Source organism: bacterium, assembly GCA_026398675.1.
GTDB lineage: Bacteria > RBG-13-66-14 > RBG-13-66-14 > RBG-13-66-14 > RBG-13-66-14 > RBG-13-66-14.
Genome location: JAPLSK010000197.1, coordinates 1 through 12360, shown reverse-complemented (window position 1 = coordinate 12360; position 12360 = coordinate 1). Strand labels below are relative to the sequence as shown.

Here is a 12360-nt window from a genome sequence, read left to right as displayed (position 1 = left end):
TCTCCCCTCTGGGGAGAGGCTCGCCTACGGGCTAGGGTGAGGGGCAAACCATGGCGGCCCGCGGAGGGGCCGCCCTACGGGGCCGCCCGGCGTTTTCCCTCTCCCTGTGGGAGCGGCGCGCCGACGGGCCGTGGACAAGGTGCTAGACTGTCACCCTCTCCCTTGTAGGGTGAGGGCTGGGGTCAGGGTCGAGGCCGGGAGCGTGTAATCGGCGGGGACTATTGTCCACGCCCTACGTCAGACACACGGTGGTAGGGGCGACCGTCCATGGTCGCCCGCATATCCCCTCTCCATTTAGGGAGAGGGCCAGGGTGAGGGTCGAATCGCGGCGGCCCACAGAGGGGCCGCCCTACGGGGCCACCCCACATCACCGCAATCGGGGTGAAGGCCGCCATAAACCCATTCCCCTCCGGGAAAGGCTCACCTACTTGCGGATACTCAAAACGGGGCCCGTGCGCCCCGCTTCTGTTATTATCAGCGCCATGAAAAACTTCCGCGCCCTCGACCTCGCCGGGCTCACCGACCTCGTCGGTGGATTAGGTGAGCCGGCCTACCGCGCCCGGCAGCTTTTCGATTGGCTCTGGGCCAGGGGGGCGGCTGATATTACGGAGATGACCGACCTGCCCGGGACGCTGCGGGAGAAGCTCGCCAAGGATTACACGACAACCTTGCCCCGGGTAGCGGACGAGGCCCGGAGCACCGACGGCACGGTGAAGCTCCTGCTGGAACTGGACGACGGCGCGCGGGTCGAGACGGTGCTCAGGCCGGGGGAGGATTACGACGCAGCCTGCGTCTCGACGATGGCCGGCTGCGACCTTGGCTGCACATTCTGCGCCACGGGGACGCTGGGGAAGACGCGCGACCTGGCGGCCCACGAGATAGCCGCTCAGGTCCTGCTGTTGAAAAAAATATCCGCGAGGCTGCGCAACGTCGTTTTCATGGGCATGGGCGAGCCGCTGTTGAACTACGAGGCGACGCTGGGGGCGGTGGGGCTCCTGACGGGACCGCTGGGCATCGGGGCGCGGAGGATTACCGTCTCCACCGCCGGTGTCGTGCCGGGAATAAAACGATTGGGCGGGGAGCCGCAGCGGGTGAAGCTGGCCGTGAGCCTGGGCGCCCCCGACGACGCCAGGCGGACGGAGCTGATGCCGCTGAACAAGAAATGGCCGCTGGCCGAGCTCCTGGCGGCCTGCCGGGAATACTACGACCGCACCGGGCGACGGGTCACCTTCGAGTACGTCCTCCTGGGCGGGTTCAACGACAGGGAGGCTGACGCCCGAACAGTTGTTCGGCTCCTCGCGCGGGTGCCGCACAAGCTGAACCTCATCGCGTACAACCCGGTGGCGGGGCTGCCCTTCCAGTCTCCGTCGCATTTATCGGTTGACGCCTTTCTGGCCGAGGCGCGCCGGGGGGCCTACGCGGCGAGCGTTCGCAAGTCCAGGGGAACCGACATCGCCGCCGCGTGTGGGCAGTTGATGTTGAAAAGTGGAGGCTTGGGCTCGCGGGGGTAACTCTCCGTAGTAAAAGAAATACCCCCGCGTACAAGGGCGGCAATGCCGCCTGCGGGGGTGACGCCCGACCGGAATAAAACCATTTAGATAAACCCGAAACGCCGACTTGTCCAAGCTGCGTCGAATGGGTATACTTTATTCAGACGAAACACAACCCGCCGGAGGATTTCCGTGAACTTCACCCTCACCGAGGAGCAGGTCCGGTACCGCAACCTCATCCGCCGCTTCGCCCAGGAGCGCATCGAGCCCATCGCGCGGCAGCTCGACGAGGAGGGGCTCTACCCGAGCCAGATAGTGGAAGAGATGCGGCAGCTCGGCCTGTACGGGCTGACGCTACCCCAAGAGCACGGCGGCTCCGGGGTTGACTCGGTGACCTACTGCCTGGCCCTGGAGGAACTGGCCAAGGCGGCGGCCGGCGTGGCGCTCATCTTCGCCGTGCAGAACTCCATCGGCGCCTTCACCATCAACGAGTACGGCACCCCGGAGCAGAAAGAGGAAATCCTGCCGAAGATGGCCACCGGCGAGATTCTCACCAGCCTGGCGCTCACCGAGGAATCCGCCGGCTCCGACGCCGGCAACGTCCTGACCACGGCCGTCCGCGACGGCGATTTCTACGTCCTCAACGGCAAGAAGCGCTTCATCACCAACGGCAAGTACGCCAACCTGCACCTGGTGATCGCCCTGACCAGCCCCGGCCGCGGGAAGAAGGGCCTGTCCTGCATCCTGGTGCCGTCGAACACGCCGGGCTTTCGGGTCACCAAGACGATGAACCCCATGGGTCAGCGCTGCAGCGACAACGCCGAGCTGGAGTTCGAAAACTGCCGCGTGCCGGCGGCGAATCTGGTGGGGAAGGAGAACCGGGGGCTCTCCATCGTGCTCCGGGCCTTCGACGGCGGGCGGTTCAGCGTGGCGGCCATCGCCCTGGGTTGCGCCCAGGCGGCCTTCGAGAAGGCGCTCCGGTACGCCCAGAAGCGGGTCCAGTTCAACCAGCCGATAATCGGTTTCCAGTCCATCGAGTTCATGCTGGCGGAGATGGGGACGCGGATCGAGGCGGCCCGGCTCATGATTCACCGCGCCGCCTCCTTCAAAGACCTGGGGCTGCCCTACACCAAGGAGTCGTCCATGGCCAAGATGTTCGCCACCGAGGCGGCCGAGACGGTCTGCCATCACGCGATTCAGATTATGGGCGGCGCCGGATACATGCGGGAGAACGACGTCGAGCGCTACTACCGCGACCAGCGGGTCTGCCAGATATACGAGGGGACGAACCAGATTCAGCGCTGGATCGTGGCCATCCACCTCATCAAGGAGTTCGGGGCGAAATAATCCACTCGTGCGGGAATCCCCGGAACGCCGTCCGTTCCGCGCCATAGGGAAAGGGCCGTCACCGCGACGGCCCTTCTGTTCAACTCGCATGGAATGCTACTCGGAGGTTCACTCCGGCTTGGTCAGACCGGTTACCTTGTCGAAGTCGTCGCCCTTCGCCGGGTCCAGCCCGTGGATGAGGGCGCTCACCGCGGCGCAGTGGGCGGGATCCGCCTTCACGTTGTTGAAGTACCCCTCGACCTGCTTCCCGGTCACCCCGTACTCGGGATAAATTGCCAGGGCCGCAGGCGAGTTGGGCTCCTCGGGGTAGATTTTCACGAAGAGCTCGGCCAGAAGCGCGTCGGTCATGGCCGTGCCCCCGCCCTCGACGTAGGGAATATTCCCCAGATCGTCAGGGTTCGTGCCGTCTAAAGCCGCGTCGGGCACGATAAGGAAGGTGAATGACAGAGCTGCGTTCTCGTCCTTGGCCTTCAGGGCCTCGTAAAGTTTCTGCACCCGCCCCTCGTCCGCGGTGAGCTCCTTGACGTATGCGTCCAGGTCTCCCTCGGTCCAGCCGTAGGATTCCATGACCTTCTGCTGGGCCGCGTCGTCGGCGGCGGCCGAGTACTCGACCCAGAAACCTGCGAAGTTCTCGTCGTTCAGCTCCTTGCCGCAGCCGGAAAAGCCGGCGAGGAATGCGGTCAAGACCGCGATAAGAAGTACTTTGCGCATCGGGAACCTCCGAACGTGTTGGTTGGGTCCGTCTTTTTTACGTAAGTATGGAACCGCAAGGTTCAACGCAGAACGTTACACCTCGAACCATGCCGTTGTCAACCGTCACCACCCGCGCGGAAAAGCGGCGGAGTCAATCCACACGACAAGACCATCCCCCCCGGAGGCGGCGAGACGGTGTGACAAGAGCGGCCGATAACGGCCGCTCTCGGTTCATACCCTCACGGTCGGTTAAAATTGGATATCTCCCAGACCGATTTCGAGAACCTTGCCGGCGAGGGCCAGCCCTGCGCCGAGATCCTTCGTGGTGATCTCCTCGGAGATTTTCTGGGACCGTTTGTCATCAGTGAGCATGTCTTTGATAAAGGCGTTGATATCGTCGGGGGTGGTGTCGTACTCCTTGAGCGCCGTGGCATACGCGGCCTCGTCGTCCATCTTGTCGTACGTCTTGAGCCAGATCTCGACGAACTTTGCATCGTCGATCTTCGCCCCGCCGCAACCGACGAAGGTCAGGAAGACCGCTGTGATGACGAGAGCAAACAGGAGTTTGCGCATTAAGTATCCTCCAGGTTTGGGCTGTTTGGGGATTCGGGTCTTTAGGTTGGTAACTCCGTTCCTCGTTTAATCTAACGTGGAGGATTATATCGGTCCTGGGTTTAAAAAACAAGGCCGATTTCCACCCTCGGTGGAAACGAGGGGAGGGAGACACAATGTTACGTTGCATCTCCCTCCTGATCAGCAAGTTAGAACACGCGGAATCTGTAGTGCGCTATTTGGTGACAGGCGGCGTCTCAGTCGTCTCGGCGCTAACGTCCGCCGGGGTCTCACCCAAGGCACCCTGGAGTTCCGTACCTAGGTCCCCGAGGTCCCCGAGACCTTCCATGAGGCCGCCGAAGGCCCGGTCGGGGAAGAGGGTCAGTTCCAGGGCGAAGGCGGCATCTTCGTTTTTCTCGGCGATGGAGTCGATGAGCTTGCCCGCGCGCGTCTCGTCGGCCTTCAGCTCCTCGAAGTACTTGTTCATGTCCTCATCGGTCCAGCCGTAGTCATCGGCCAGCTTCTGAGCATCCGCCTCGTTCTCGACCTTGAAGGCATCGAGCCAGAACGTCGCGAAGTTCTCGTCGTTGAGTTCCTTGCCGCAGCCGGTAAAGAAAAGACCGACGGCAATAACAACGGTGAGGAGTAAGAATTTCCTCATGCGCACCCTCCAGGTTGGGCCGGCTGTGCCGGCATGGTAAACATAGCTCGTTAGAATTCTACCCTAGCGGGGTCGGTTCCGCAAGAAAAAACGACGCCTTCTTGGCAATCCCGCGTCTTATCAAGAAGATACGAGTCATTGCCTTGAGGAGACAAGGGGTTTTGCCGGGGGCATAGCTCGGTTCGCCGGGGGCGTAGCTCGCTTCGCTCGGTTAAACCCCTTGCCTTCCTTCACAGGTGTTCTTCGAAGGAGGGGATGATGCGCCTATCCCCCCGTCTCCCCCTCGGTCGGCTCCCCGCCCTCTACGGCTTCTTCTTCTTCATCCGCGACAGACGCCGCGGCCTCATCCGACGCGGCAGGCTCATCCGGAGCCTCGGGCTCCTCTTCATCGGCTGAGGACTCGGCGGGGGGCTCATCTACCGGTTCGGTGACTTCTTCTTCGGGCTCGCCTTCCGTAGCCTCTACGGGCTCCACTTCCGTAATCTCTATGGGCTCGCCTTCCGTAGCCTCTACGGGCTCCCTTTCCGTAATCTCTTCGGGCTCCACTTCCGTAATCTCTTTGGGCTCGCCTTCCGCAGCCTCTACGGGCTTTTCCTCGGTTGGGACCGGTTTTTCGCCGGCCAAGGTCGGCTCGAAGTCCTCGTCGTCCGGGGTGGGCTCGGGCTCCCGTTCCGAAAGGGAACCCGCCTCCTGATGCTTGATCAACCGCTGCATCACCGGGTCGTCCTCGGGGCCGATGCCCATGTCGGCGTTGTAAGCCTTGAGGGACAGGTTGACCTTGCGCTCCTCCCGGTTGATGTTGATCACCTTGCAGGTCAGGTGCTCGCCGACGTCCAGGATGTCCTCCACGTTGGGCACGTGGGCGTCCACGATTTCGGAGATGTGCAGCAGGGCCTCGATGCCGTTGGAGAGCTCGATGATTGCGCCGAATCGGGCCATGCGCACGACGGTTCCTTCCACATAGGCGCCCTCGAAGATGTAGTCCTCGATGTGCTCCCAGGGGTCCTCGGTGAGCTGCTTCATCCCCAGGGAGATGCGCCGGTTCTCGGTGTCCACGTTGAGGACCACCACCTCGATCTCGTCGCCCTTCTGGACTATCTCCGAGGGATGCCGTACCCGGCGGACCCAGCTCATGTCGCTGATGTGGACCAGTCCGTCTATGCCCTCGTCCACCTCGACGAAGGCCCCGAAGTCGGTGATGTTGCGCACGCGGCCCATCAGGCGGGTGCCGCGGGGGAAGTGCTCGGCGATGGTCTCCCAGGGGTCCTCCTCGGTCTGCTTCAGGCCGAGGCTGATGCGCTGTTTCTCGGTATCCAGGTTCAGCACCTTGGCGTTGACGAGATCTCCGATGGAGAGCATCTGGGATGGGTGGCGGATGCGCTGGGTCCAGCTCATCTCGGAGATGTGGATCAGCCCCTCGATGCCGTCTTCGATTTCAACGAAGGCGCCGTAGTCGGTCATGTTGACGACTTTCCCCCGGATAATCGTCCCCTCGGAGTACTTCTGGGCCGCGTCCTTCCAGGGGTGGGGGGTGAGCTGTTTGAGACCGAGAGACACCCGCTCGCGCTCGCGGTCGAAGTTCAGTACCAAAATCTTGACCTTGTCCCCGATCTGCAGCATCTCGCCGGGGTGGCTGATCCGGCCCCAGCTCATGTCGGTGATGTGCAGGAGGCCGTCAATCCCGCCGAGGTCGATGAAGGCTCCGAAATCGGTGATGTTCTTGACCTCGCCCTCGCGGATCTGGCCCTCCTCCAGCTCGGAGACGAGTTCCTCCTTCAGCTTCTCGCGGCGCTCCTGGAGCACCACCTTTCGGGAGAGGACGATGTTGCGTCGCCGGCGGTTGATTTTCAAAATCCTCATCTCGAGCTGCTTGCCGACGAGGGATTCGAGATCGCGCACCGGCCTCAAGGCCACCTGGCTGGCAGGCAGAAATCCCCGGGCGCCGATGTCCACTTCCAGCCCGCCCTTGATCCGGGCCACCACCTTGCCCTTGATGACCTCTTCGTCCTCGAAGGCGGTCCGGATTTTTTCCCAGGTTCGGGCGAAGTCAGCCTTTTCCTTCGACAGGACGATGATGCCGTCCTGGTCTTCTTTTTTCTCCAGGTAGACGTCCACCTCGTCGCCGATGTCAATCTTGGCGTCGGGACCGAACTCCCTCCGGTCGATGGGGCCCTCGGATTTGTAGCCCACGTCCACCAGAATCTCATCGCCGGAGATGCCGACGACCACGCCGCGGACCACCTCGCCTTCCCTCAGGTCGGCCAGGGTGTCCTCGTAGGCTGCCATGAGCTCGTCCATGGTGACGCCGTCCGGATCCGCGGCCGAAGACGATTCCGCATCCTCGGGTGCGGGCTCGGCCTCGGTGGACGGGGGAGGGGTCGTTTTTGCCGGGGCATTACTCGGTTTGCCGGGGGCATAGCTCGCTTCGCTCGGTTCGCTTCGTTTCGCCTTCCGGCGCGAAGCCCCTTTAGGACGGGTCTCTTCGGGTACAGGTTCCGTCGTCTCTTCGGCATCCGGAGCGGACTCGGGTCTGTCCTCCGGCTGCTCCTCGCGGGGGGTCTCCTCGGAATTCACTTCAGGGGCTTTATCCGTTGGAGACTCCTCGGGTTGATGGTTTTCGTCTTTGGGTATCAACATCCACTTCCTCTTGGCGGCGCGGCTCGCCCTGCGGTACGCTGCGCCAACTCCACCGGAAACGTGAAAGTTACCGATGGGTTGCGGCCCGGAGGGCCTGGGGAACTAAAACCACCGGCGTCTTGCCGATGTAGAGATAGGACCATAGCATAAAGAGGGGGTCGAATAAAAGGAAAAAAGGGTGAACGGCATCAGCGGGGATCGAGGGATTCCCCACCCACGAAGCCGGACGATTAACCGTATGTTATCAATGGGTTAGGGGTAAATATCACCCAATGAGCACATGGTGTAATTCATCGGAGGCGTGGTGGGTAAATAACCCGCAATTAATTTTTATTAAAGAAATTGCATTTTTATATTGACATAAATTTTACAAAACACTACCATTCGACTGTGGGGATAAGTGGGGAGAAATGGGTAAATATCCACCCGAACCGCGTTCCCCGAAACCCGCGAGAGTTCAGAAAAAGCCCTGAGCCTCTATCCCTCGGCGGTTGACCATGTACCTCGGCCGATACTCCTACAACCTGGACGAAAAGGGCCGCCTGGCGATTCCGGCCAAGCTGCGCTCCGGCGGCGAGGAGGAGGCAACTGAAGCCGAAGACAAATGGGTCCTGGCCCAGGGGCTCGACCACTGCCTTTTCCTCTACCCCCAGAGCGAGTGGGGCGAGGTTTCGGCTCGGATACAGGCTCTGGCCGCGAACCGTTCGGCCGCGCGCCGCTTCGCCCGCATCCTCTTCGCCGGCGCGGTCGAGGTCACCCTGGACCGGCAGGGCCGGGTGAACATCCCGGCGCACCTCCGCCAGTGGGCGACCCTGGAACGCGAGGCCGTAGTCATCGGCGTTGGCCGACGGATCGAAATTTGGGACAAGCAGAGTTGGCAGGATTACACCGCCAGCGCCGACTACGAGGAGGCCGCGGAGAAACTGGCCGATTTGGAGTTTTAGGGACCGGTGTCGTCAACAACCATCAGCCCCGAGATAAAACCCCAACGCCACACCCCGGTGATGGTGGCCGAGGTGCTCGCGCTCCTGGCCACCGATTCAAAGGGACGCTACCTCGACGCCACGCTCGGCCGAGGGGGGCACGCCGGGGCGATTCTGGAATTCAAACCCGGGGCGACCGTCCTGGGATGCGACCGTGACCCCGACGCCCTGGCCCGGGTGAAAAACGAGCTCCTCCCCCGCTTCGAAAACCGGCTCGACCTCGAGCTCCTCCCCTTCAGCGGCCTGCACCGACTGCCCGGCGGATTCGCCGGGGTTCTCTTCGATCTCGGGATGTCCACGGAGCAGCTTTCAGACCCCGAGCGGGGTTTCAGCTTCGATTCGGACGGACCGCTGGACATGCGGATGGACCGGACCCGGGGATCCCGGGCGTCGGACCTGGTCAACGGCCTCCCCGAGGAGGAGCTGGCCGGGATAATCCGCCGGTACGGCGACGAGCGGAGGGCGCGCCGGGCGGCCCGCGCCATCGTGGAAGCCAGACCGCTGAAAACCACCCACGAACTGGCGGAGATCGTCCGCCGCGCGGTGGGACCCTCGGGCGGCATCGACCCCGCCACGCGCACCTTCCAGGCCCTCCGCATGGCGGTGAACGGCGAGCTCGAGGAGCTGGAGCAGGGGCTGGAGGCGGCCGTCTCTCTCTCAAAGCCGGGCGGCAGGCTCGTCGTAATCTCCTACCACTCCGGCGAAGACCGAATCGTGAAGCGGTTCTTCCGGCGGATGAGCGGCCAGTGCGTCTGCCCTCCCGGGACGCCGGCCTGCCGGTGCAACCCGGTGAACGCCCTCGTCGTCATCACCAAAAAACCGCTCCAGCCCTCTATAGAAGAGATCAAGCTCAACCTTCGGGCCCGCTCCGCCAAGCTCCGGGCGGCGGAAATCCGCAATCACGCCACCGGCGCAACGGAGTCGCGGCTCCGGTAAAAAAACATGAAGAACGAGCGACTGAGGTTCTGGTTCGTGGTCATCCTGGTCGCCGGCGTCCTGGGAGGACTCTTCCTATTCCTGAACAACCGCCTCTACATCCTGCGGATGGATGTGGACGATCTGCGCGATGGGGCGGTCGGCGAGGAGGAAATCGCCCGCCAGTTCCAGGAGGACTGGATGCTCTCCACCGCGCCCGAGAACCTGCAGTCCCTGGCCGCCGAAAGACTGAAGCTCGACGTTCCCGCCGATCTCGAAACCGTTACCGTTTACTAGGCATAGCCGAAGGCGATGAATCAATTCCACCCAGCCCATGACAGCGATGGAACCGCGCGCAGGCGGCTCCGCATCGTATTCATTCTGATGGGTGTGGCGCTGATCGTCATCAGCGGTCGCCTGGTTCAGCTTCAGCTCGTCCGCGGCGCCGATCTCGCCCTCCAGGCCCGCGGCCAGCAGGTGATCCGGGTTCCCCTGGTGGGGCTCCGGGGAACCATCTACGACCGGAACGGCATCCCGATGGCCCTGGACCGCGAATCGCCCACCGCCTTCGTCGCACCCAACGAAATCAAGCCCGAGGAGAAGGATCGCGTGGCCGAGGGATTGGTGAAAATACTGGGGCTTCCCCTGGAGGACACGCGCCGGTTGCTCGATCGGAACTCCTATTTTGAATGGCTCTCCCGGCACCTCGACGCCGAAACCGCCGACATCCTGCGCCGGGCGTCACTCCCCGGGGTGTACGTGAGACTGGAGCCCTCCCGCCTCTACCCGCTCGGGCGCACCGCGGCTCACGTACTGGGCTTCGTTGGGGTAGACCATCAGGGGCTGGAGGGGATGGAACTCGCCTACGAAGATCGCCTCTCGGGGGAACCGGGGTGGACGCTCAAGGTCCGGGACGCCCTCGGACGCCCGCTGTACCCCCTGGACGAACCGAGCGAAGCGAGCTATGCCCCTGGCAAAACCCAGCAGCCGCCGCAGCGCGGCGACGACCTGCGCCTGACCATAGACTCCCGATTCCAGCACATCGTGGACCGCGAGCTGGCCTACGCCGTGGAACGGTCGAACGGTCGGGGAGGCATGGCCGTGATGCTGAACCCCGACACCGGCGAGGTGCTGGCCCTCTCCAACTACCCGTTCTTCGACCCGAACCGCTTCGGCGAGTACCCGACCTGGGTCCGGCGCAACCGCATCGTGACCGACGTGTACGAACCGGGCAGCACATTCAAGGTCTTCACCCTGGCCGCCGCGCTCGAGGAGGGGCTCGTCACGCCCCAGACCGTCTTCGACACCCCCCCGGAAACCTACGTGACCGGTCGGCGGATCAGGGACAGTCTGCCCCACGACCCCCGCCTGACCGCGGCCCAGATCATCGAGCGCTCCTCCAACGTGGGCATCCTTCAGATCGGCCTGAAGGTCGGGCGGGAGAAGCTGCACGACTACCTGGAAAAATTCGGTTTCGGCGCGTTGACCGGCCTGGACATGCCGGGAGAGGTCCGGGGGATTCTCCGACCGGCCTCGGATTGGTACCCCCTGGACACGGCCTGCGCCAGCTTCGGCCAAGGGATTGCCGTGACGCCGATTCAGCTCGTCCGGGCCTACGCGGTCATCGCCAACGGGGGGTGGCTGGTCCAGCCGAGCATCGTGTCCGACGATGATTCGCGAAAACCGCACCCCAGGCGGGTTATCAGCCCCGAAACCGCCGCCGCCCTCCGCGAGATTCTCGTTGGATCGGTGGAGCGCGGACTGGGCAAGGACGCCTTGGGGTCGGGCTACACCGTGGGGGGCAAGACGGGCACCGCCCAGAAGATCGGCGAGATGGGATATCTGGCGGGCAAGCGCTACATCGCCAGCTTCATCGGCTTCGCCCCGGCACAGGACCCTGCGCTGGTCTTGTTGATAATCGTGGACGAACCAAGACCCATCTACGGGGGTGGACCGGTCTGCGGGGACGTCGGAAACCCGTTGAATCTGTTGGGGTTGAACGCCCGGAGAACCGCCGCGGCACTCGCCGCCAGGGGTGCGCCGGTCGAGATGCGCGGGAGTGGTCGGGTGGTCTCGGTTTCCAACGGCGTGGACGCCCTGTCGGTCCGACTGGCGGGCTCGAGGTGACGACCGCTCTCAAGGACTTTTCAACGATCAAGACGGTCACGGGAGAGAGTGTGCGCGAGGATTACGGACAGCTCAGAGCCGACGTGGGGGAGCCGCTCCCCCTGAGCCGACTGCTCGAATGGGCGGACGCCCGGCTTTTGGGGCCCCGGGGGAGCCTCGACGAGCCGGTGCGGGGGCTGGCCATAGACTCCCGGGCACTCGCCGCCGGCGACCTCTTCGTCGCCCTGCCCGGCGAGCGCGCGGACGGTCACCAGTTCCTCCCCGACATCGCCGGCAAAGCCCTGGCCGCCCTGGTGTCTACGCCCGACCCGGACCTGCCGTTGACCCAACTGGTGGTCGGGAGCGTACCCCGGGCGCTTCTTTCCATCGCCGACGGATTCCGGCGGCGCTTCCCCGAGCTCACCGTCGTCGGCATCACCGGCTCCGTTGGGAAGACGACGACGAAGGACTACCTGGGCGCGGTCCTCTCCGCCTTCGCGCCGACCGTCGTAAGCTCGGGGAACATGAACACGGTTTACGGCGTCCCGCTGACCCTCGCCAGTCTGCGCCGGGACACGGCCCTGGCGGTGGTGGAGATGGGAATGCAATGGGCGGGTGAAATCGCCTCGCTGGCGGAGGTCGCCCGGCCGAAAATCGGCGTCGTGACCGCCGTAGGACCGGCCCACCTGGAGTTTTTCTCCGACGTGCGGGCCATAGCCATAGCCAAGGCCGAGCTCCTGCTCCGGCTGCCGGATGACGGCACGGCCGTCCTCCCCATGGAATGCGAGTACTTCCAGCTGCTGGTGGAGCGCAACCCCTGCGTCGGCGTGGCCAATAACGTCAATGGTACGCGGGCTGCCCTTGGAGCTGCCATCGCCTGCGGCCTGGAGCGCTTAATGCTGATTTCCACCGACAAGGCGGTGCGTCCCACCAATGTCATGGGTGCCAGCATACGGGTCTGTGAATTGATGGTGCA

General features: G+C 63.7%; 11 protein-coding genes and 1 pseudogene. 8 read left to right on the top strand and 4 right to left on the bottom strand.

The window, feature by feature from the left end; genetic code table 11:
- The first annotated feature begins 452 nt into the window (after positions 1–452).
- Together rlmN and NTW26_06560 are read left to right on the top strand one after the other, a co-directional pair.
- A complete protein-coding gene (rlmN, locus tag NTW26_06565) occupies positions 453–1511 on the top strand; it encodes a 23S rRNA (adenine(2503)-C(2))-methyltransferase RlmN (protein ID MCX7021919.1) in 1059 nt (352 codons plus the stop codon).
- Positions 1512–1682: 171 nt separating this feature from the next.
- Positions 1683–2837, top strand: a complete 1155-nt coding sequence (locus NTW26_06560) for an acyl-CoA dehydrogenase family protein (protein MCX7021918.1) — start codon at positions 1683–1685, stop codon at positions 2835–2837.
- Between the two features lie 108 nt (positions 2838–2945).
- On the opposite strand, the gene NTW26_06555 is transcribed toward NTW26_06560, so the two are convergent.
- The 4 genes from NTW26_06555 to NTW26_06540 form a co-directional block, all read right to left on the bottom strand.
- Positions 2946–3548, bottom strand: coding sequence for a hypothetical protein (locus NTW26_06555; protein ID MCX7021917.1), 603 nt, complete (start codon positions 3546–3548; stop codon positions 2946–2948).
- A 231-nt stretch (positions 3549–3779) separates the two neighbouring features.
- Entirely contained in the window at positions 3780–4103 is a 324-nt protein-coding gene (locus tag NTW26_06550; GenBank protein ID MCX7021916.1) for a hypothetical protein, read from the bottom strand.
- Positions 4104–4317: 214 nt separating this feature from the next.
- On the bottom strand, positions 4318–4743 hold the full coding sequence (locus tag NTW26_06545) for a hypothetical protein (protein MCX7021915.1): 426 nt from the start codon (positions 4741–4743) through the stop codon (positions 4318–4320).
- 264 nt (positions 4744–5007) lie between these two features.
- Positions 5008–7380 (bottom strand): 30S ribosomal protein S1, encoded by a 2373-nt coding sequence (locus NTW26_06540; GenBank protein ID MCX7021914.1) that lies wholly within the window; start codon positions 7378–7380, stop codon positions 5008–5010.
- Positions 7381–7877: 497 nt separating this feature from the next.
- On the opposite strand from NTW26_06540, the gene mraZ reads away from it, so the two are divergent.
- From mraZ to NTW26_06510, 6 genes and pseudogenes are all read left to right on the top strand, one after another.
- Positions 7878–8324 carry a division/cell wall cluster transcriptional repressor MraZ gene (mraZ, locus tag NTW26_06535; protein ID MCX7021913.1) on the top strand — a complete coding sequence of 149 codons (447 nt, stop codon included), beginning with the start codon at positions 7878–7880 and terminating at the stop codon, positions 8322–8324.
- A 6-nt stretch (positions 8325–8330) separates the two neighbouring features.
- Positions 8331–9299 carry a 16S rRNA (cytosine(1402)-N(4))-methyltransferase RsmH gene (gene rsmH, locus NTW26_06530; GenBank protein ID MCX7021912.1) on the top strand — a complete coding sequence of 323 codons (969 nt, stop codon included), beginning with the start codon at positions 8331–8333 and terminating at the stop codon, positions 9297–9299.
- 6 nt (positions 9300–9305) lie between these two features.
- A complete protein-coding gene (locus tag NTW26_06525; GenBank protein MCX7021911.1) occupies positions 9306–9575 on the top strand; it encodes a hypothetical protein in 270 nt (89 codons plus the stop codon).
- A gap of 15 nt (positions 9576–9590) precedes the next feature.
- Positions 9591–11405 (top strand): penicillin-binding protein 2, encoded by a 1815-nt coding sequence (locus NTW26_06520; GenBank protein MCX7021910.1) that lies wholly within the window; start codon positions 9591–9593, stop codon positions 11403–11405.
- A 167-nt stretch (positions 11406–11572) separates the two neighbouring features.
- Positions 11573–12136, top strand: a pseudogene (locus NTW26_06515) (Mur ligase family protein).
- A gap of 24 nt (positions 12137–12160) precedes the next feature.
- On the top strand, positions 12161–12360 hold a 200-nt coding region (locus NTW26_06510), incomplete at its 3' end, for a polysaccharide biosynthesis protein (GenBank protein MCX7021909.1).

Bases quoted from the DNA above. Each gene is read 5' to 3' on its own strand.
- NTW26_06555 (MCX7021917.1), bottom strand. From the start codon at position 3,548: ATGCGCAAAGTACTTCTTATCGCGGTCTTGACCGCATTCCTCGCCGGC.
- NTW26_06550 (MCX7021916.1), bottom strand. From the start codon at position 4,103: ATGCGCAAACTCCTGTTTGCTCTCGTCATCACAGCGGTCTTCCTGACC.
- NTW26_06545 (MCX7021915.1), bottom strand. From the start codon at position 4,743: ATGAGGAAATTCTTACTCCTCACCGTTGTTATTGCCGTCGGTCTTTTC.
- NTW26_06540 (MCX7021914.1), bottom strand. From the start codon at position 7,380: ATGTTGATACCCAAAGACGAAAACCATCAACCCGAGGAGTCTCCAACG.
- mraZ (MCX7021913.1), top strand. From the start codon at position 7,878: ATGTACCTCGGCCGATACTCCTACAACCTGGACGAAAAGGGCCGCCTG.
- NTW26_06525 (MCX7021911.1), top strand. From the start codon at position 9,306: ATGAAGAACGAGCGACTGAGGTTCTGGTTCGTGGTCATCCTGGTCGCC.
- NTW26_06520 (MCX7021910.1), top strand. From the start codon at position 9,591: ATGAATCAATTCCACCCAGCCCATGACAGCGATGGAACCGCGCGCAGG.